This window comes from Bradyrhizobium sp. HKCCYLR20261 (genome assembly GCF_051168435.1).
In the GTDB taxonomy this organism is placed as follows: Bacteria; Pseudomonadota; Alphaproteobacteria; order Rhizobiales; family Xanthobacteraceae; genus Bradyrhizobium.
In genome coordinates, this window is record NZ_JBNPUZ010000022.1 from 41,899 (window position 1) to 62,258 (window position 20,360).

Annotated in this window: 15 protein-coding genes and 3 pseudogenes; 8 read left to right on the plus strand and 10 right to left on the minus strand. The window is 60.1% G+C overall.

Features of this window, described 5'->3' with window-relative positions:
* Nucleotides 1-352: 352 nt before the first annotated feature.
* From ACQR1L_RS31740 to ACQR1L_RS31750, 3 genes are read left to right on the plus strand one after another with little or no spacing between them, the layout of a single operon-like run.
* Nucleotides 353-829 (plus strand): hypothetical protein, encoded by a 477-nt coding sequence (locus tag ACQR1L_RS31740; RefSeq protein ID WP_434861848.1) that lies wholly within the window; start codon nucleotides 353-355, stop codon nucleotides 827-829.
* Nucleotides 801-1,316, plus strand: a complete 516-nt coding sequence (locus ACQR1L_RS31745) for a hypothetical protein (RefSeq protein WP_434861849.1) — start codon at nucleotides 801-803, stop codon at nucleotides 1,314-1,316. Before ACQR1L_RS31740 ends, ACQR1L_RS31745 begins: the two co-directional genes overlap by 29 nt.
* Entirely contained in the window at nucleotides 1,274-3,079 is a 1,806-nt protein-coding gene (locus ACQR1L_RS31750; RefSeq protein WP_434861850.1) for a hypothetical protein, read from the plus strand. The genes ACQR1L_RS31745 and ACQR1L_RS31750 overlap by 43 nt, the downstream gene beginning before the upstream one ends.
* 150 nt (nucleotides 3,080-3,229) lie before the next feature.
* On the opposite strand, the pseudogene ACQR1L_RS31755 reads toward ACQR1L_RS31750, so the two are convergent.
* A pseudogene (locus ACQR1L_RS31755) lies at nucleotides 3,230-3,394 on the minus strand (oxidoreductase); the annotation flags it as partial.
* 297 nt (nucleotides 3,395-3,691) lie between these two features.
* On the opposite strand from ACQR1L_RS31755, the gene ACQR1L_RS31760 reads away from it, so the two are divergent.
* The 3 genes and pseudogenes from ACQR1L_RS31760 to ccmC all read left to right on the plus strand — a co-directional run.
* Nucleotides 3,692-4,510, plus strand: coding sequence for a hypothetical protein (locus tag ACQR1L_RS31760; protein ID WP_434861851.1), 819 nt, complete (start codon nucleotides 3,692-3,694; stop codon nucleotides 4,508-4,510).
* Between the two features lie 6 nt (nucleotides 4,511-4,516).
* Entirely contained in the window at nucleotides 4,517-5,395 is an 879-nt protein-coding gene (locus ACQR1L_RS31765; RefSeq protein WP_434861852.1) for a hypothetical protein, read from the plus strand.
* Nucleotides 5,396-5,485: 90 nt separating this feature from the next.
* Nucleotides 5,486-5,995, plus strand: a pseudogene (gene ccmC, locus ACQR1L_RS31770) (heme ABC transporter permease CcmC); the annotation flags it as partial.
* Between the two features lie 369 nt (nucleotides 5,996-6,364).
* Here ccmC and ACQR1L_RS31775 read toward each other — a convergent pair.
* The 3 genes from ACQR1L_RS31775 to ACQR1L_RS31785 form a co-directional block, all read right to left on the minus strand.
* Entirely contained in the window at nucleotides 6,365-7,861 is a 1,497-nt protein-coding gene (locus tag ACQR1L_RS31775) for a hypothetical protein (protein ID WP_434861853.1), read from the minus strand.
* Between the two features lie 230 nt (nucleotides 7,862-8,091).
* Nucleotides 8,092-10,392 carry an ATP-binding protein gene (locus tag ACQR1L_RS31780; protein WP_434861854.1) on the minus strand — a complete coding sequence of 767 codons (2,301 nt, stop codon included), beginning with the start codon at nucleotides 10,390-10,392 and terminating at the stop codon, nucleotides 8,092-8,094.
* Between the two features lie 2 nt (nucleotides 10,393-10,394).
* A complete protein-coding gene (locus ACQR1L_RS31785; RefSeq protein WP_434861855.1) occupies nucleotides 10,395-11,987 on the minus strand; it encodes a hypothetical protein in 1,593 nt (530 codons plus the stop codon).
* A gap of 198 nt (nucleotides 11,988-12,185) precedes the next feature.
* On the opposite strand from ACQR1L_RS31785, the gene ACQR1L_RS31790 reads away from it, so the two are divergent.
* On the plus strand, nucleotides 12,186-12,416 hold the full coding sequence (locus ACQR1L_RS31790; RefSeq protein ID WP_434861856.1) for a helix-turn-helix domain-containing protein: 231 nt from the start codon (nucleotides 12,186-12,188) through the stop codon (nucleotides 12,414-12,416).
* Here ACQR1L_RS31790 and ACQR1L_RS31795 read toward each other — a convergent pair.
* Complete coding sequence (locus ACQR1L_RS31795) at nucleotides 12,413-12,625, minus strand: hypothetical protein (protein ID WP_434861857.1); 213 nt, start codon at nucleotides 12,623-12,625, stop codon at nucleotides 12,413-12,415. The genes ACQR1L_RS31790 and ACQR1L_RS31795 overlap by 4 nt on opposite strands.
* A gap of 102 nt (nucleotides 12,626-12,727) precedes the next feature.
* On the opposite strand from ACQR1L_RS31795, the gene ACQR1L_RS31800 reads away from it, so the two are divergent.
* Nucleotides 12,728-13,075 carry an HNH endonuclease gene (locus ACQR1L_RS31800; RefSeq protein ID WP_434861858.1) on the plus strand — a complete coding sequence of 116 codons (348 nt, stop codon included), beginning with the start codon at nucleotides 12,728-12,730 and terminating at the stop codon, nucleotides 13,073-13,075.
* A 539-nt stretch (nucleotides 13,076-13,614) separates the two neighbouring features.
* Here ACQR1L_RS31800 and ACQR1L_RS31805 read toward each other — a convergent pair.
* From ACQR1L_RS31805 to ACQR1L_RS31825, 5 genes and pseudogenes are all read right to left on the minus strand, one after another.
* Nucleotides 13,615-14,280, minus strand: a pseudogene (locus ACQR1L_RS31805) (SOS response-associated peptidase).
* A 208-nt stretch (nucleotides 14,281-14,488) separates the two neighbouring features.
* Nucleotides 14,489-15,832 carry a hypothetical protein gene (locus ACQR1L_RS31810; RefSeq protein WP_434861859.1) on the minus strand — a complete coding sequence of 448 codons (1,344 nt, stop codon included), beginning with the start codon at nucleotides 15,830-15,832 and terminating at the stop codon, nucleotides 14,489-14,491.
* Nucleotides 15,829-17,205 carry a caspase family protein gene (locus ACQR1L_RS31815; RefSeq protein WP_434861860.1) on the minus strand — a complete coding sequence of 459 codons (1,377 nt, stop codon included), beginning with the start codon at nucleotides 17,203-17,205 and terminating at the stop codon, nucleotides 15,829-15,831. The genes ACQR1L_RS31810 and ACQR1L_RS31815 overlap by 4 nt, the downstream gene beginning before the upstream one ends.
* Nucleotides 17,205-18,527 carry a hypothetical protein gene (locus ACQR1L_RS31820; protein WP_434861861.1) on the minus strand — a complete coding sequence of 441 codons (1,323 nt, stop codon included), beginning with the start codon at nucleotides 18,525-18,527 and terminating at the stop codon, nucleotides 17,205-17,207. The genes ACQR1L_RS31815 and ACQR1L_RS31820 overlap by 1 nt, the downstream gene beginning before the upstream one ends.
* Nucleotides 18,528-18,678: 151 nt before the next feature.
* Nucleotides 18,679-20,277: a hypothetical protein gene (locus tag ACQR1L_RS31825; protein WP_434861862.1), complete on the minus strand. Its 1,599-nt coding sequence runs from the start codon at nucleotides 20,275-20,277 to the stop codon at nucleotides 18,679-18,681.
* Nucleotides 20,278-20,360 lie beyond the last annotated feature (83 nt).

The window sequence follows — 20,360 nt, forward strand, 5'->3', positions numbered from 1 at the left end:
CTGACACGGCCGCCCACAGCGGCACAGACATCGGTGCGGCTCTCCTTGGATCCAATGCCTGTCTCGTCGGTGGAAACGGCCGGGCGTTTCACGGGCACGCACCGCCAATCGGCGCTTCGCGTCCCCTCTGCAGCGCCGGGGTGCCGCCAATCCAGAGACACGCCCGTAACCAACCTGGGTCGAGGATGCCTTCGTCAACGCGGCTATGCCCGGAAGGGGTGTCCGCAATGAGGACCGTAGGGCCACTCGCCCAGCGAAGGTTATTCGACGCGGCTGCCTCAGATCGATTGCCTCTGGACGCGAAACATGCTCAAGCTACGCGAACCTTACGCAGTTTCAGCCTAGGCGTGCAATGACGAAGCGGATAGCGATAATCGGAAGTTTCCGCCGCGAACGGTACGACGGCGTGCTGGACATCCTGCATCGCTTCAGAGCGGCCGGATTCGCTATCGTCTCTCCATCGGGAGCCGCGATCGTCGACGGAGAGGAGTTCGTGAGGTTTTCGACCGACGATGCCTCCGCGAGCGACCCAGAGGTCCAGAGTCGTACGCTCGAGAATATCTTCTCTGCGGATGCCGTCTACGTGGTTGCACCGCGGGGGTACGTCGGGAGAACCACCTCATACGAGATCGGACGGATCATCCAGCGTCGGCAGCCCATCTACTTCTCGGAACAGCCCAACGACCTACCTGTTCATATCCCCGAGTGGTGTGTGGTCGCACCGGCGGAGTTCGTGCTAAGATTCCAGGGTGACACCCCATTCGACTGGATCTTTTCGAAAGGCAGCGGAGAAGTCTTCGATGTCGAGCGCCGCCTCGCTTCGACATGAACAAATGCACTCCCCGGAACTCGCTGCGGCCAAGCGAGTGGTGATTTCGGGCAGCGTCGCGTTCATGTCCCAAATGCGCCAGATCAAGAACGAGTTCGACAGACTCGGCGTCCGCTCAGTCATGCCCGATGATATCGACGCCGGCTTCAACGTTCTCGACAAGCGCTCCTACATGTCGTTCAAGAAAGGAATCTCGACGTCTCACATCAACAAGATCAAGCACCCGCTCACGTACGGCGTTCTGGTGGCAAATTTCGACAAAAACGGCGTTCACGGCTACATCGGCGCCAACACGTTCGCCGAGGTGAGCGTGGCCTTTTCTTCGCGAAAGCATATTTTTCTTTTGGGCGAGATCCCGCGCCAATATTCCGACGAATTGACTGCCTGGGGCGCCATTTCGCTCCATGGCGATCTTTCCCAGCTCGTAAAAATGTACGAAGCATCATGTCGTCACGAGACGGCCCAGCTCAGATTTCCTCAATTCTGACACCGGGCTCCATTCGCCCCCGCCCCATTTTTCTTCATTTTTTCGACGTCCATTTCCTGGAAGAGCGCGGCAGTTACGCCAAGAGCCGCAACGCTCTCGAAGAAATGGATCTCGCGACCCGCTTCGCCGTCATGGTGGGATCGAGGATACTTATCCCGGCATCCTCCTACCATGAGAGTGCCATCGCGGCGACGGTCCTAAAACCATTTCTCGAGAGCGCCTTTGTTTCGCAGCGGTTTGTCCTGGTGGGCGGCGGCTCATCCATCGAAGAGTTCCGATACGAAAAGCTTCCCCAGTACGCTCCCGGATCGCCTCAACATTCGGCTTACCTGGCTTCCATGGATCAGCCTATGGGTTGGCATCGGCGCACCAGAAGTGCCGGTCGGGACATTGCACTGGGATGGCTCGACGCCTTGCAGTCGGGCGAAGCCGGGCGCTCCTTTCACGGGCTATATACGGACGGGCGAAGCGAGGACGTCTTCGAGAAGCAGTGGGCCGAAGTGGAGGAGCGGCTCGCAGGGGCCGCGTGGGTGGTCGACCATATCCTGCCGGTGCTCGGACTCGACCCGACGAATTTGATCATCAGGAACCGATCGCACAGCATCGTCAATCGTGAATACTTCAGGAGCTATTCCAAGGATCCCGGCGCCGGCATGATCCAGGGACTGCTCCACCTTGGCAGCCATGATTTGCCTTCGGAAGCCTTTGGGGATGACATTCGGTACGATATCCTGGTGAAGGCCTGTCGCGACGTCGAGTTGCTCGACGAAATCAGAGCCGCAGCACCGGATGACCTCGATGCCCTCAGCCGTGATCCCCGCTTCATCGATGCCTTCGAGATGACCCAAACCCAAGGATACGCAACCCTGCCCGTCGTCACGAAAACACGAGTCGATCTCGCCATCGTAACGGCCCTACCGATCGAGCGCGAGGCCGTCCAGCATGTCTTCGGTGAAGGCCGCTTGTTGATGGTCAACGGCGACGCCAACATGTACCGGCTAGTCCAATTCGATATCGCGAGCAGGAAGGTCACGGTCGTCTACGGGACGTCCGACCAGGGCAATACCAGAGCCGCGGTTCTGGCGGCCAATATGCTGCGCTCGTTCGACGTCCGATGGTGCGCGTTCGTGGGCATCGCCGGCGGCTGCCCCAATCCTAGTGACCCGGAGACCCACGTAAGGCTGGGGGATGTCGTCATCTCGACCAAGGTCGCCGAGCACGACCACACCAAGCGGCACGCCGACGGAAGGTTGGATTACCGCGACGAACCGCAGCGCGCCAGCCATGCCTGGCTGCAGGCTGCAAGCATGCTCAAAAACAACACTTCCGGCTTTTCCGACGCCTGGCGTACTGCCTATGTAGAAGCCATGGTCAACCTCGGGGCGACCGAACCAGATCCGACGCTTGATGTTCTGCATGATGCCGACGGCGGCGAAATCGCGCACCCGATCGATCCCAGGCGCACCGTCCCAGGCCGCTCGATGGTCCACACCGGCGTGATCGCGGCGGGAGATACGCTCCTCAAAGATCCCGCCGTTCGCGACGCGATACGCGACCGCTTCAAGGCGATGGCCATCGAGATGGAAGCGGCGGGACTGCGGGAAGCCGCTTACGCACAAAGTACCGACTTCATCGTCGTCCGCGGAATCGTGGACTATTGCGACGCCCACAAGGCGGACAATTACCGCGCGAAGGCGTCAGCTTCCGCCGCGGCCGTGTTACGGCTTCTGTTTGACACATTAGTCTCCGCAGAAACCACCTAGTGTTGACCCAGCGCCTGCGGACGGCATCCCGTGAGGATGGCCTTCCCGGCCTTTGAGGGCCAGAACTCGGGCAGGCTGGTTACTACTCGTCCTTAAAGAGCCGAGCCTTCCTTGTAGGCGGCGCTTTCCTGAATCCGGCCGGAGATTTCAAGTTGGATCCGCAGGATTACCGTTTGCGTCGAACCAGCCTTCAGCCGCCATCTCGGTCTGCGTGAGATGACGCTGAAGCGGCGTGAAGATCTTGCCGGGATGGAGCGAGAAGGCGCGGATGCCGCGCGCGCGTTGCCCGGCCGTGAGGTAGTTCGCTTCCATGGCCAAAGACTCGGCCCTCGGTTTTCCAGCCGGCTTCTGCCTCTTGGAAGTTGATGGCTTTTGGCGATGCTTCTTCATGTTTCCCAGCTCCACTGGACGTGCGCGCAATCACGATAGTGCCACTCCCGCTTTAGTTGTTGCCGACAATCGATTCGTGGAAAACGAGCGGGAGCCCTGTCCATCGCCGTCAACCGGTTTATAATCGACCCGGGCTAAAGCAAGTCGCCAAACATTTCGACTTGCTCGCCGCAAAGCGGCGTTCGCTCGAATGATTCAAGCCATCCGCTATGGGACGAAGCAGTGCCAAGCCAGGAACTAGTCGACAAGATCAAAGATCGCCTGCCCGACGATTTTTCCAGGCGCCAACTTGAGGGGGCATTGGCTGTGCTCACCCAGGACAATAATCCCGCTCGCGCGAACCAGTCTGCTAGTTCGTTCCGCGAACTGACCGCGCATGTGCTCGAACTTATGGCTCCCGAAGCCGAGGTGATGCGTTGCCAGTGGTTCAAGCAGGACGCCAACGTCGAAGGCCCCACAAGGAGACAACGCGCGCTGTACACCTGCCGTGGAGGTTTGACCGACGCTTTCCTCAAAACCAAGCTCGGTATCAAGCCTGAAACGCTTCACTCGGGTTTAGGGCCCGCATTCCAGGAACTGAATAAGCGGACCCATGTCCGACCGGACACCGAATTGACGACAGAACAAGAGATCGAAGAGTTCGCGGAGAACGCGCTGGCTGCGCTCGACGATTTGTTCGTGACGATCGACGAGATGAAGGATCGTGTCGCGACTGCCCTATCGCACGCGCTCAGCGGTGCCGCCACGAGAGCATTCATAAACCAGACCATCAGTGAACTCGATGAAATCTCGGGCAAATACGAGACCGGCGGCGTTCTGATCGACGATCCGGAGGTATTGAGCGTGGACGCTGATAGGATCCGATGCCGGTTCACCGGCACCGTCAGCGTCACGCTGATGGCTGGCGGCAAACATGATCCAGTTGACTTCAAAGAGAGCTTTCCTTTCGAGTGCACCACTTCGGCGCCAGCGAGCACCCCGGAGGACTTTGATCTAGATGACACAGTGATAGACGTCGACACTTCGTCGTGGAGGGAATGAAGTCGAATGCAGGTCTATTGTCTAGGGACCGCCCGCATCAGGCACCACGATACCGGAGAGATCTATGAGATCGAAAGTGACGAACTCGACTGGGAGATCGTCGACAGCGACGAAAGAGGCATGGGCGAAGCGCTGCACCATGAAGCGTCCGTCGATCACCCGGTTTTGGGACTCCTGACCTGGGGTCTATGGGAATACCCGGTCGGCGCCCAAAATCATGAAGCCACCGACGTCGGTCAGCACGAGATCGTCGAAGATTTCGACTACGGGCTCGAGCACGAGCCGCCCGAACCCGACCTCGACGAATGGCTGGATCTAACGCCGCCTGGCGATCCCTGTTCGGTTTTTCTACGCTCGTTTCGGGAGACGACCGACTTGCTCGCGAGTCACGGCTCGGACGACGGGGGACATCTCGTCAACCGACTGGTTTTTTCACATCAGATCACGGCACTAGAGACCTATCTCGGCGACACCCTTCTCAATGAGGTCTTCTCCGATAGCGATGCGTTGCAGCGGCTCGTCGACGAGAGCGACGATCTGAAGAAGGAGAAGTTTACTCTCTCCGAGATCTCCAAGGACCTCACACTGGTCCAGGGGAAAGTCCGCAGCCACCTGCGCGGCATCCTGTACCACAACCTCGCGAAGGTCGACGTGCTCTACCGCATCGCGCTCGGCTTACGGCTGCTCGATCGCGCGGCGGACAAGGAGTTCCTTTTTCGACTCGTCAGCCTCCGACACGACTGCGTCCATCGCAACGGGAACGACAAGGACGGTAACGAGCAACAAATCTTCACACGGACGTTTGTTCGACAGGCGGCCGACGCGGTCCGGGATTTCGTCGAGAACGTCGACGCGGCGGTCCGAAGCCGCGCGTCATATCCATAACCTGCAGCGGAGGGGGGCGTCAGGCTGACTTTCGTTGGGGCTTGGTGGATGACTTCTTCGCTGCCCCTTCCTTGGGCTTCTTGCCGCTGATCGGCATCAGCATCGGTGTGGCGGCATCCGCTCGCCGACGTCGCCGCGAAGGCGGCTGCTCCCATCGGAGCCAGCTTCACCTTCCTTACGCTGCTCACGGGCTCGCTATGGGGCCGGCCGATGTGGGGCACCTATTGGGAATGGGACGCGCGGCTGACCTCGGTGCTGATCCTATTCCTGATGTATCTCGGCCTGATGGCGCTGTGGCGCGCGGTCGAGAATCCCTCGCGCGCGGCACGCGCCGCGGCCGTGCTGACGCTGGTCGGCGCGCTCAATCTGCCGATCATCAAATTCTCGGTCGACTGGTGGAACACGCTGCACCAGCTGGCCTCGGTGATGCGCATGGGCGGATCGGCGCTCGACAAATCATTCCTGATTCCGCTCTTGGTAATGGCCGTCGCGTTCACGCTGCTGTTCGTCACGCTACATCTGGCGACGATGCGTAACGAGATCCTGCGCCGCCGCGTCCGCTCGTTGCAGATGATGCAGGCAAGCCAGAAAGCTGCATGACGATGTCGCTCGGCCCTAACGCCTCCCCAAGAACAGGGTTTGCAGATCTTAAGTCTGCTGCTGGCCGGCTCGGACCTCATGCAATGTCCGTTTCTGCGCTCGCTGTTGGGAGATGAGCGGACATTCCGATTTATGAGATCACGCCCTAGGCAGCAATCAGCGATTCTGCCCGAACCGCGCAATTGCGGCCACGTTGCGTCTCGGAGTAGAGGGCAGCATCGGCGACGCGAAGCATATACGCCAGTTCCGTAGCCTTCGATGCCCACGCCATACCGACGCTCACCGTAACCTGGACTGGCAAATCACTGATGATTTGCCGGTTCGAACAGCCCCGCCGTAGTGCCTCGGCCGAGACCATTCGTCAGATCCTCACAGCTTTGGAAACTTCACTGGCGGTGGAGGTAGGGGCGGAGGTGGTGGTGGCGGTGGCAGCCCCTTCACGGGCGGAGGTACGATCTTGGTTGGGTCTTCGTAAGCGTCGCTGAGTTCTTTCTCGATCTCCGGAAGACTCGGAGGATGCATTGGATCTTTTACCCTCTGCTGAATTTTTTCGAGAGCAGCGATCAGCTTCTTCGTGTGGTCGATGGCGTTCTGGAGTTGCTGTTCAGCTGCCCGCGACGCCTCCGCGTACCCTGGGAGCGCAGGAAGGTTGAATCCCTGGATCGGGCCACTCTTGTACAGATTCCCAACGAAGATGCAGTCCCAATACATCGTCTCGACCCAAGGCTGGGCTTTTCCGGGCTCCGTCTGTCGGTCAAGACTTTCCCAAATCCAGGACGTTCGAGGGTGATTCGGCACGTCCGATTCTTTCGAAGGGCACTTCTGTATCCCATTGATGAAGAGAATTTGTGAAAGCATCTTGGACGTCGGACCGTGCGCCACGTATTCGAAGAAGGCGTTTTCTGGCTCCTTTGACGCTACGACCTCAGCCGCGTTCGCCAAGTCCTGAGTCGTGAACCCACCATATTTTTTCAACATGTAGGCCGTATAGGCAACATCCTGACGCGGCGGCCCAGCTGCGTTCGCATATCCGTCAATGTACGCTATGAAATCAGCATGGTGGCTTAGCACCCGCGCGAGCGTTTGTCCTTTTGCTCTGGCTTCGTCGACCTGCTTGGCTCGATCGAAACTGTCTTTGAGCGCGGCGTCAATTCGCTTTTTCAGCCCATCGATCTGGGGCGCAAGCGCCTTCGTGCCAGGCAGGCCTTCAACGAGTTTTACCGTGGCCTCATATCCTGCTTGCAATGCCTGAACGGGTTCGCCTGCGGACGGCAACGGGGGCAAGTCGCACAAGGAGTTTCCTTGTTCGAGATATAAGGCAAGCCGATCGAGCATCGGACAGTCTGCGAAATTGAAAGCGCAGGCGTTGTCCAGGCAATAGCGAGGCCACGTCCCCAGGAGCTTGTGCTCCTTCATCCAGCCGGTCCAAGCGCGGAAGGCTTCGACGTCTTTCTTCTCCGCGATGTAAGCCCAAACTCCCTGAGCGGAGTCGTTGCTGGATGGCTTCTCATCGCTAGTAGGAAGGCCGTTTTCAATCTCATACCGCTTCTTTGGCGAGCGGTAGAACGCGCCCGATTTCGTGCCCCGAGAATTCTTAACGGCCTCGCAAGCTTCAACTCCCAAGCGGCCGAACTCGCCAGGTCGCTTGTTTGCCGCTGCACAGCTCAATCCGTTCAGCGAAACGGAGTCGCCGTCGTTGCAGTTATCCTTGGATGGAAACGTGCCCTCTTGGTACATGCAATACGGAAGTTTGGTGATCCAGTAAGTCATCCTGTTGTCGAGCTCGGTCAACGAGACTTCCTGAGCTCCGGCAGGGCAGTTCGAAAGGAATGCAAGAAAGAGACCGGAAAAGAATGCGCGATTCATGGCAAAGTCCCCCATTTGGCGCCCCACAAGCCTATGGTACTGATGTCGCGCCGTCTAGCCGAAAGCAGGTCTTCGCCTCGCGCCCCGCCGATCAGCCTATCCTGATGGTGCTCGTGCTCGACGCGGAGCCCGCAACCGTCTGGCTTACGGCCCCGCGCAGCCTTTCGACTGGCGCCTCTCCTGCCGTCGAACCTTGCGCCGCGCTCTCAGGCCAAGCTCTCTACTAACCATCAGTCGTCGCGGACCCCGAGAATTTGGTGGCGAATCGTGAACTTCAAAGGTCTCTCCCTAGGCACAAGTTCGGATTCGAATTCTTGAGGGATAGGTAGGAAGACTTGATTCTCCAGAACAAGCGCTGTGTGTTCGAGGGTAACCTTGCCGGTGCGCTCTCGCTCGTTGTTCTCGACGACCAAATGCTCGAATTGGATGTCGTAGTAGACGACGGCGGATCCCTCGCTATAGAAAAGATAACCTCCCCGATACCCTCCCCAGGAGAAGTCCGCCGAGGGTTTCCGTTCGAGGAATATCCTTCGGTAAAGAACGTGCGCATCGCTTGTGAGGGCGAGATAGTATCTTGCCAGCCCCAAGTCCGGGCTTACCTCCCGGGCGTCGAGTATCTTCGCATCGAGAGAGGTCTCCAGAAGCCGGATTTCGAATTCCCGCTTCCGGTCCTCCAGAGATCTTCCTTCTGTCTCCTGCGCGACATCGTTGATCTGAGAAGGCACAGGGATCACGTCCGCGGCGCCGACCGAGGTCGGCCGCGGCGTTCCGGAGCTTCGTCTTCCGAAGACTAGAGCCACTTTTTCCGGAGCCATCTTGGTGATCGACGCCAGTTGTTGGATGCGTCCGATATCGGCGGGATCGATCTCGAAGTACTCCACGGTGGACTGCAGCCTGCGAAGCAAAGCGTCGAAATCACGCCTCCTGAGATCGGGAAAGAAGGACTCGAGGCTGGGAAATATGGAGTCGCGGATGAAGATATCGAACACCGCGTCGAAGGAATAGGAATCCCGTAGCTCCACCAACCGCCTGATTTGCGGATGTCTGAAGTCGACGAACAGGATCTTCCCGCCCTCCGGATTGGAAGTGGGCCACAGCATCGCACCATGGGTCAATTGACCGGCTTTTACGTGAAGCCCTTCGACCAGATACTGGGTACGCAAGCGATCGAGCAGTTGATACTTGAAGACCTCTTCCGGAATGGAAAGACGATTTACGATCTTAAGACAAGTGACCCGATCGGCGAGTAGAGAAGCTTTGCAATATCCCTGGAGATAGTTGCTCTCCACCTTCTGACGCTGCCCATCAGATGAGAGCAGCACCACGGTCTTTCCCTGTTCGCTGAACGCTTGAACGATCGATTGGTCGTGCCCTTCGCGAGCGAAGTAGAGCTTGCCCGGGTTCTCAGATTTGAACGAGTCGAGCCGACGCCTTTGGCTCGAGCCGTAGACCCTTACCGAGGTGGCTCCTGCCAACTCCCAAAGTCCCGTTTGCGAGAGGTATCGATAGAAGGAGGAAAAGCGCTCCGGAAGTCCAGCCGTGCGCGAGATGTGTTCGGCGAGCCCGCGCTCGACCGCGTGTACGAGAGCTTGTACCAGCCGCCGGCTCTCGTCGGTGACCGCTTCGCGGCCAGCCGTTGGCCGAAGCACTGAACTGTTGATCATCCCGCCCAATCCGAACACCGTCGTGATCGGAACGTTGGCGAGCATGAAACCATGCTGATAGGCGGAGATCACGTTGCGCGTTGTCGAGAAAACTGCGGAGACATCTGTCTCCTGTTCCTCCCATTTGAAGCTTTCAACTTCAATTTCGGCTTGGCCGTTTTGGAGAGCGCGGATCCACACTGTCGCCTTGGCGGGCCCGTGCTCGACCTCCCAGGTCTGACCTTGATCGTCCCTTTCGACGGTGGGAAACTCGGACTGCCCTAGCGACCGATCACCGATGCTGATGGGAACATCGAGATACTTCACGATCGGCTCAAGATACGAAAAGATCTGGTCGAACGAAATGCTCTCGATGAGCGTTCCCGTGACCGTCGTTCCCGGTTCGGCGTCTGCGGGGCCCTGTTCGTAGAAGACGCAGTTTTCCTTGGCGGAAAGACGCGATCGCTCGGCATAGCTCAGAACGGCGCGTCCGTCTGCCCGAGTCCTCGTGACGACCTCCAGTCGCGAGCAGACGCCGAAATTGGCCATGCCTCCGATCCCGAAGGTTCCCACCACGCCCGCGGTCTTCGCCTCCTCCGTATGTTTGCCGCTCTTTCCGATGCTCCAGAAGAAGTTGGAAAGATCGTCACGGGTCATTCCAATGCCCGTGTCTGTGATCGACAGACGGTTGCCGACGACTTCGATGGTTATGCTGTGCCGGAAACGGCGCTTCTGGCGGCGCTCCCTGTAGCGCTGCATGCGGATAGCGTCGACGGCGTTTTGGACGTTCTCACGAAGAAACGCGAACGGAGACGTGTAGATCTCACGCGCGAGCAGCGGAAGAATCCGCTCCAGATCGACTTCGATAGGATGTCCGTTTGAGACCATGACTACGTCCGATATTTGCCGAAGGCGGGAAAACGGCTGACCAGTTGCTTCCGGGTCAGGACTGCCGCGGCGTCGACGAACTCCGATACATGGCGCCTCCAGAGCTCTTTGGCCAGATCCTCGCGGCCTTGGCCGGGGCAGGCGAACATCGCATGCTCCAGCTCTGCTCGAGTAAGATTCGCCGTGCCTACGGATTCGGCCAGCTGGACGATTCGGTCGGCAGCTCCGGTTTCGGCGAGTGCATTGACGTAGCGTTCGCGCACTAGGGGCCCCTCTCCGATATGGTCCTTCAGCAGGTCGACGACCGCATGTGGCCCGACGTCCTCCGCAAGCCGATCGGCCTCCACCAGCAATAGCGCCGCCGTTGACTCGGCAGGCTCCTCCTCAGCAAAGACGATCTCCACCACAACTGCGTCGAAATCGGCGATCAGCGCGTCGGCATCGGCGTTCGCCAGTCGATTGCGGTAACGATCGACCGCCTCCAGCACGGCATCGGCGGCGACGTCGACGGCGAAGCTGCCCGAGGCATCCACATGGCTCTCGATGCTCTCGATCATCGAACGGAATCTTGCATCGGAGGCTCGAAGTCTGCTCACGTCTACCGCGATCGCATTGCCCGAAGCGACCACCGCGGGCCCTTGGGTACAAATCCCAAGAGCCAGCCCCACGGCCCACGCCCCGCCGAGGCGGTCCCTGACCGCTGTGACGAGATCACGGACAGACGTTCCGCTCTGCCGTTCGCCGGCCGAATTGACGATCCCGACGGCATCGCGGAAACCATCCCATTCCAGCAGTCCCTTGAGTAGCGTCGCTGCATTGCGGACGCAGTAGCGCCGCCAGCCGTTCTTGCTCGTCTTGTCCAGCTTCTTCTTGTTCTCGTCACTCCGGTCCGATATTCCGCGCATCACGAGATGAGGCACCGGGCGAATTCGTTCTGACGCGGCGTAAGCGAATCCGGCAGCCTCCATATCGATCGCGATGAACTTACGGTCGATGCCCTTGAGCTCGTCAGCGAAGGCCTTCGAAGCTGCAACCACCGTGCCGGAGGCGATTTTCCCGCAACGAATGCCGGGCGGCGGGGTACAGGTTTCCGGCTTGTCGGGGATGTCGAGCTGCCGGTAGAGGTCTTCTGCACCCTGCGCCCAGCGTTCGTAGGCAGTCCGCGCTCCGAACTCGAAATTCCCGAGCGCCTGGCGAATGCGGTACTCGAGCGGCCAATGGCGCCCCGAATAGCGGAGCTCGTACCCCCCGCCCGCCGTTTCGGCCCGGGAGTTGGCTAGGTATTCGTTGATCTCGGTACCGAGCGCGACGTCGCCGACGGCAAGGTCCTCGTCGAGGCCGCCTGCGGTACCCAACAGGACAAGCAACCTCAGATCCGCGTAGTCCAACAAGCGCTGCGTCGCGTGTTGGGCTGCCAGAAGGCCCATTTCCCCTATCAGGCAGGCGATCGCGGTGTACGGCCCGAAGTCCAGGACGTGGAAGTGAGCTCCGTTCCGGCTGATCGAACTCACGATCGGCGCGACCTCGACCACGTATTGAAGCTCTTCCGGCAGGGGGACCACGATTCCGATGTCGAAGCGAGGCTTGGTTGGCATGCCGGTCCGGCCTGAGATTCGCTGGGGATGCCATCATACCCGGTGATTGGAGCCCCGGGAAACGTCGAAAACCGCCGCAGACGGCCCGGATTCTTGCCTGCTATTGGACTGAGACCCGGGAATCGCCGAAAGTGAGCGCGAGCGCAAACAATCGACCGGTGACGAATGGGGCGGCCAGCTAAAGAAGAGCCAGGGAGCTTGGCCCAGAACGCAGATATTTTGGCGGCGAACGTCAAGAGATTGCGGCGAGAGAGAAAATTTTCCCAGGAGGGGCTCGCCGCTGCCGCCGACTTGAGGCAGGCCGTCGTCAGCGAGATCGAGCGTGCGGAGGCCAATCCGACCTTGGCTTCCCTTACCAAACTGGCCAACGCCCTGGACGTCAGGCTCGCCGAACTGTTCGACCCGCGCGGAATTCGGTCCGCCGGCTAATCCCGTTGCTGTTGCGGCCTAGGGGGCTTGGGGCGCCGCGCCAACCACTCGCGGATCGCCTTCTCGACTGCATGGGACATCGGCGTCCCGTCTTCGATCGCAGCCATCTTGATCCGCTTGATCACGTCCTCGTCGAGGATGCAAAGCATCTGTTTCTTGCCTTTCGGCACGCGTGACCGCGCTGGTGTGGTCGCCTTCCGAGCCGCCATTCCGCCACCCCATCTTCTATAGTGAACTAGCGATATAGTACACTATTGACATCGATCGCTCTATACGTTAAACCGTGTAGAAAGAAACGGAAGCCGACCGACATGAATCTTCACTATCGAGAGCACATCTGCAGCGCTCGTTGGCGCCTCGGCGACGCCCGATTGGGCGAACTCGAAGCGGCGGGCCATCGGTGCCGCACCTGTTACGAACCGGGCACCTCCGAAGCGCCTCTGGAGGTCCATCACCGGACCTACGAGCGCTTCGGATGCGAGGCGATCGGCGACCTGACGGCGCTGTGCCGCGATTGTCATCGGGTGATCACGGATGAGATCCGCCGCCGCCGTTACGTCACGATCCGCCCGCGCATCGTCGACACTGCGCCCCTCTACGAACGCCAGGTTCCTCTCTTCGATCCCACCGTAGGAGTCAATTTCAATGAGTACCGTTGAGCGTATTTCGCTCCGACTGAACGGCGTCCGCCCCCTGCTGATGCACAGCGGCACGCTGGCCGATCCCCTAGACCAACAGGCGATCGACTTGGCGTCCTTCACGAGCAAGAGAGTGAAGACAAGGGCCGACCACGAGATGATCGCCGAACTCGAGTGGTACGGTAGTCTCTGGCTGCACCGCGCCCGCCCGTGCCTGCCCGAACACGTCCTCGAGTCCTGCTTCGTCGACGGCGCCAAACACAAGCGCAAGGGCAGAGCAGCGACAGCGGGCTTCGAGGTGAACGAGCCGGCGATCATCGCCTATGAGGGACCGGAGGATCTCGCAGCCCTTTGCAAGGACCCCGAGTTTCGCAAGCGCGCCGGCGTCAGGGTGCGTGATGCGAAGACGATGCGGACCCGACCGAGGTTTCCGATGTGGTCCGCGGACTTTACAGCGACCTATCTTCCGTCGCTCCGAATCATGACCCGGAGCCAGTTCCCTGCGCTTCGACGACAGCATCCTCCTTTACTCCGCGCGCGACGATCCGGAGCGCGCCATCCTACAGCGGCCGCTGCAGCTTCAAAGCCTCCTCGGCGGGCGCGGTCATCCAGGTTTCGACCTCTTCGGGCGTCGTCAGGATCACCGGCATCGCCTTCGGGTGGATGGCGCCGACCTCTGCGTTCGGCTCCGTCGTTAGGAATGCGTATAGATCATTCGTGGTCTCGCCTTCCTTGACCTTCCTGACAGACGTCCAGCTGGTCCAGATGCCAGCGAAGCAGAGGAGCGGGCGGGTCTCGTTCAGCGCGAACCAGATGTCGCCGCCCTCGGCCTTGTTGAACTCGCTGAACGAATTGAACGGCACCACGCAGCGCGGTGTTCGGGGCCCAGCCACCGAGTCCAGTGTTTGCTATTTACATTGCGGATGTTGGTTGTTCCGGCATCCGGCTCCATCCGGAGCAATTTTTTTGAAATCGACCGGCTTGCCTTTGGCCTGCAGCTTTTCGGCCCGCTTCTTGGTCGCGTCCATCAGCGCCTTCGACGACGACGGCATGCCCCAGCGAGCGGTCGCGAGCTCACGGCCGTCCGCACCGTTCCGGACGATCGGCGCCTTGTAATCGGGGAAGACGCCGGGCATGGGCGCGAGGTTGCCAACGTACCGGTTAACGACGCGGAACAGCGCGCTGATCGCAGCCTGGTTGGTGGTGATCGAGTAGAGGTTACACATTCAGCTTTCCGGATCCGGATGACGGGCTCGCTGCGACAGCTTTAGCAGCGTCGCGGCCGGTCGGCGATTGGCCTCCCGCCGAATACGAGATCATCGGGCATCGGACGCAAGGTCCACACAGCTACTGCCGTCGAAAGCAGCTTGCACCAATACGTTGCCACTTCCCTGATCGGATATTTCGAGGCTTAGTTCGGTCAAACGGCGGATTTCAAAGGAACCGGACGTCCAAGTCGAGACCAAGCCGCAGACAGGCCAGGGTGGAGTCGAAGTTCGCCGCTGCCGCAATCGCGCTGGCCCTGCGTGCAAGTTGCCTCACGCTCTCGTCCTGCGGATGTAGATCTCGGAAATAGTTCGCGCCGTCGCGCAACAACTTTATGCCTTCCGTAAATGCGGGTATGCCGCGAACGAACGCCTCGTTGAAGGATAGCAGCGCCTCGTCGCTCTTGCCCGCGGCTATGGATTGAGCACAAGCCAGAACGTGCACGTCCGCGACGTCCGGGCTCCGTTCGCAAAGGGATCGGATGAACGTGTCGGCGCTCGGCTCGCCGAGCTTGTAGAGGACGTATCCAGCCAGGATGCCTCGGATGGGGTCGGCTTCGGCGTACCCTTGCTTGAGCAACGGGACCAAGGCTTCGAGCCCCAAACGCGCGTCTTCAAACGCACCGCGCGTCAGATACTCGAAGCATGACGCGGTTATTGGGTCCTCCTCGGGATCGAAAGAGGCCGACAGCATCGAGCCGCTACGATAGCCGACGGTGCTGAAATCGAGGCTCAGTCGGGCGGGCCGTCTGTTGATGCCGGGCTTCCACACCACCAGCGATCGGATCTGCTTGGTGCTGTCGGCTATTTCGAACAAGTGTGCCGCCCTGATGTTTTCCATCGGGGCAGGAATCGTGCCGTCGAGGCCGATTGTGCCTTCTTGAAGCGGCTTCAGCACGATCGTCGATCCAGTGGGTGCGCCATGCGCTTCCCATTCGACGAAACTTCCGCACCGAAAATTCAAGATCGGCGCCGCAGGGGGCGGCTCTATCGTCGGCCCCGCGTCTTCGCCTCCCAAATTAGCAAGGACTGCCAGACCGATCTTGTCCAGAACGTAAGCAAGCGCGCTTTGGAGTATACCGCCTGCATTCTCTTTGCCGCGAGCCAGAAGTTCGTTGACCCATGACGCGACCCAGGGTGGAATGGGAGCGCCTTGTTTGACACTCTCCTGGATTGCGGCCAGCGCTCCGAGAAAGGATTTTGCCTCCCGCCAAAACTCGGCGAGGGCGTCCGCCTCTTGGAGGTCGAGTACGGTCCGTCCGACCGCCAGTCCATTCTCGTCCGCCACCGCCGGCGTCTCCGCGATGCTGGAGATTACGCGGCCAGACGGCAACGTCGTTCGGACCAGATAAGTCCCTTCCCCGGGAACATCGCGTTTGAGGGGCTCTCCTGAGAGCTGCAGGACGTTGCGAGATGCCTTGCCATCTTGGTCGAATATTTCTACGGCAAGAGGAACGCCCGCCAGGTTGTCCGGCACGTTCGAAGCCTGAACCTCGACGAGATACCGCGTCACGACCTTGTCCCTCCACCCTTTTGGGCAACGAGGGCCGATTGTGCGTTGATCGTAACCTCGAGGAGAGGAGGCCTCGGTTCGAAAGGCTGTGGTGCGCAGATGTAGGAAGCATTCTCGAAGTCGGCGCTGGCCGACCACGAGCCGGGTTGAACGACCGTGTACCAGAACGTGGGAGCCGGTTTGGCGCGATCTATGCGGATGCCCTGAGCGGCCTCCGACACGTAGAGTTTGGCGAGCGGCATGGCATCGTTCGGGCGGCATCTGACCCTTACGAGGACTTCTTGCGGACCGATGAGATCACATAATACTCCCGATGTGCGACACACGCCGGGCTTGCCCTCATAGAACTTGATCTCTTCGTTCTTCTCTATCTCGGCCCGGCGGGATGCGGCCGCTGTCAGAGCCTGCGACAGGGAGGCGATCGTCACCTGCCTGCCGGCGTAGGCGGCGTCCCCTGCTCGTTTGGTCAAGCAATCGATCAGTTCCTGCGTGAAGTAGGGCGCTTCATCTGCAGGTCCATATGCCTTTCCGCCAGCATAAGATCCGAAGAAGATCGCGGCATCCCGATCGGGGATGACCGGAGCGCCGGTCGGCCCGCACAGTGCCGTGCCGAGGACCTCCAACGGATTGTTTATGGCGTCTGCGTTGTATTCGGAGCAAGCATCGACGAAGAAGCACTGAACGCTAGGCGGACGGCTCTGAAGATAGAAAAGGGTTCGGGCCGGAGCGATGAGGTTCTCGGCCGACCGCTGTTCGTTGGGAAGACGGGAGTCCTCCGCCATCACGAAGGTTTCCGACTTGAAGAGACCGTGTCCCGAAAAATACCAGAGAGCGGCATTCTCCATTCTGGATCCGGCGCGAGCCAGCCATCGGTCGAAGGCTTTCTTGATGTTGTCGAACGTTGCGGGCTCCGTGACGAGCGCTTGATCCAAGCGTTCGAGCGACAGCTTCCTTGAAGCGGTCTCGCCGGGGCGCCATTGGCCCTGCCCTGCAACCTCCGAGCATATGAACTCGACGGACCCCAGCGGCCGATCCTCGTGCGAGAATTGGGTGAGCGCCCATTCGAGGAATTTTCGTGCCCCGTTGACCGATGTTGTCACGGAAGGAACGTTGGGATCATTCTCGTATTTGCCGACCCCGACGATCATGAAGTGGCTGCGCGGTTGCGCCAACGCCATCAGGGCCTCGTCAGCCTGCCTTGCCAAATCCTCGTAGCGCGCCCGAGCCGCCTTTTCGGCAGCGACGGCGGCCGCGAACTGCACCGGCTCCTCCAGCGAGGTGGCCGCGCGACGCTCCTCAGCACGTTTCCAGGCGAGCCAGGCAGGGGCGAGAGCTCGATCGCCTTCGAAGCCCTCTGCCCAGATCAGGGCCATCACTTCGCCTTCGTATCAGTCAACTTGTCCGTTCCCTTTTCGAAGGCTTCTGCCACTCGTTCCTTGAGACGCGCGAAGAAACGCGGAGTGTCGAAATAGGCAGCGTGCGATACGAGAGGTAAGGCGTCAGTCTCGAACTTGTAGTCGAGCACGCCATCGAAGACGCCGTCAGTGCCGAATCCGAAGAAGTCGGTTAGGTCGTAGATGTTGAGCCACCTCTGCGCGGCTTTCGGCCGCGCCGCTGCCCTTTTTGCCGCGAAGGCATCTGCGATATCCGCCTTCGCCGCCAGTCGACCCATTTCCGCAAACAATCCCACTTGCGAGCCTACGGTGACGTAGAGGTCGCATTTGATGTCGGGCGCGAATTTCGTCAGGATGTCGTAGAGGATGATCCCGCCGAAGCTGTGTCCTACGAGATAGAGTTCGGCATCGCCGTCCCTCCGCGCTTGGTCGGCCTCGCGCACGCTTTGCAGCACCAGGTCCGCTATGGGTTTGCGGTTCTCCAGATACGTGAATACGTCTCCGACGAAGCGCCCCGCGAAAGCTGACGCATCCGGCCGCACATAATTGGACAACTCCATGAACGCTGCTCGCGCGGCGTCAGTCGCGGCCCCACGGACGGCGTTCCTGACGGAGACCACCGCGTCTTTCACGGCATTCTTGACCGCGCCGGCGCCGGTCCTGAGCCAAGTCAGCACATCGTTGCCGATGCCCAGAGTCTGAACCTCTCCGGCCGGCGTGCCCGTCGCCGGACCTTGAGCATCGACGACCCGAAAGAGTTCTTGGACGAACGCCTGATCGTTCTGCACTGTGGCAAGCCAAGGGGGAGACGGATTCGCAGCGGCATAGCGCTCTGCAGCCGCCGAGAACCTCGCGACCTCCGGCAGCGCGTCGGTCATCGTCTTTTGCATCATGGGAGCTTGTGGTGCGTTGGTCGCAGCGGCGAACAGAAGGTCTAGCGCCGCGCCGAGCGATCGAGACTTCGCCACGGTGAGCAGTGGGTCCGTTCCGAAACTTGGGTTCTGGACGACTTCAGGGTCGAGCTTTGCGGTCGTGGCGACAGCGAGATCCACCGCAGCCTGTACGGCGAGAGTCTGGACGCCGGATTTGGGCAGGCTCGCGAACCCGCGAGCGAACTTCACCCCCAGATCTCCCCAATATGGAGTGAAGGTCGTCAGCCCCCCCGGCGCAGTCACCCGATCGGCGAAAGCCACTCGAGCGAACTGTTGCCGCATCAGCTCGACGCGGTCGTCGAAAAGCCGTTGATCTGCAGGAGTTGCCCCGCGGCGGGTGTTGACGCCGTGCACGTAGACGAGCGGCATGGTCGCGCCTTCCGATGTGAATATGAATAAAACGATGGAACGATCTTAGAGCGAACTAAGCCGTTCCGACAACCCTCCTGAAGACGGGCTGGCGAGATTCTCCCGGCGATGTCTCACCCTGCGGCGCACCCCGATGCACCGGCAGGGCACGCTACCGGTAGCGTCCAACGTACTTTAGATCGCTATCAAGTCTGAAGACGTCCGGCTCTGCGCGCCCGTAGTACTCGTCGCGGATTTGCTTCCAGACGTAGACCGCGCCGGGCACATGCATCAGGAGAGGGTTGCGGACCTGGCCTGCAGCCGTGGCATCGTAGACTACATGGCCGAAAATTCTTCGCTGGGCTGGATCGAGGTGATTGAAATCCGGCCTGTGCGCGAATTCCGTCACCCAAACCAGCCGGGGCAACTCGTGACGCAGGGCACGAGCTTTGAGAACGGTGTGTGCGCCACTCCCCGCGATCCACCGTTTGTATTTCCATCCCTGGCGCAGATACGTCCGGACCAGGACCTGCCGCGAGCTCAGGGCCTCGGCAACGGCGTCGCCGGCCGCGGCGGTTGCTTGGTCCTGCAGGCCGGTTCGGAACGCCGGCCAATCCTTGTAGAACCCCGCGACCGTATCGAATGAATACGTCTCCGCATGTTCCGCCGTCACGAAGACTCTCTGCGGAATCGGCATCAGCGCGAAGAACACGTCTTTCTCGAGATCGTAGTCGGTCTCCTCCGACGATCCCTCGGAGCTATTTGAGCCGGTGGGCATCCTACGGTTGATGCCGCGCTTGTCATCGTTCACAAGCAAAAACGGAAAGAAGTCAGCATAGCTCAGGCCGGCAGCGTCCAACCTGGTCTGCTCCAGTTCGCGGAACGCCGTGCCTACAGCGGTGACCACATGATAGTCGTCACCTCCCTTATGAACTCCGAGCAGAACCGGCAGCCCGGAATCCAAATAGTGGATGATGATCGAAGCCGGCGATTGCGGCCAAACCATCTCGCCGTTCCGCTCGCGCTTATGAAACAGAAGGGGTTGCAGGCCCATCTTTCGAAGAACCGCAATCATGTTCGACAGACCTAGTCCGCCGCTCCCTCCGGGAAGCGACGACGCGCTATTGACGTCGTGCGAGTCGAAGGCAGCTTCGGCAATGCCTGCTCGCGATAGCCACGCTCCTCCATGTTTTGCATGGAAATGCCGACCGACAACCCACAGGGCGGCTTGCCCGCAGGCGGTGAACTGCTCGTCCTGCTCCATGAAAGGTATGCCCGAGACGGACAGTCGCGCTCCGAGCAGATGGGTATCGTAGGTCGCGCTAACCTGAAGGCTTTCGTGAAACCCGGGCCAAGAGTTTAGAACATCCAGAACTAACCGTCCGATGGGGGCCTCGGACATCGGCCGCCAGATCAGGAAACCCGCATAGTTTCCGGCCGCTTGTTCGGCTTCGAGCCCCGTGACGATATCGGCCGCGTCCTCCTGGGCGATGATCTCGCTGACGTCGGACCGGAAGAAATGCATTCGCCTGGCATGACGGCGATGCGGCCTGAACAGCTTGGCGTAGAACACCGTATATTCTTCGCTGAAATCGCGGTCGAGATAATCATTTTCGACCACGATGCTTTTTATGCCCCCAGCCTTCAGGTGCCGGAGAATGTTGGACATCGGGTCGGGAGGATCGACCGGCGCAAGCGCCGAGACCAGCGCCCTCCAGTCGTCCTCCGAGTCCATTTTGCGTACTGAAATGCTGTCCTCGCCGGACGCCATACAGATCGACCTATCCATCAAACTAAACGGCTCGATCTTTCGATCGAGCCGTTTAATTTGATACTACAATTTCAAGGCGAGTC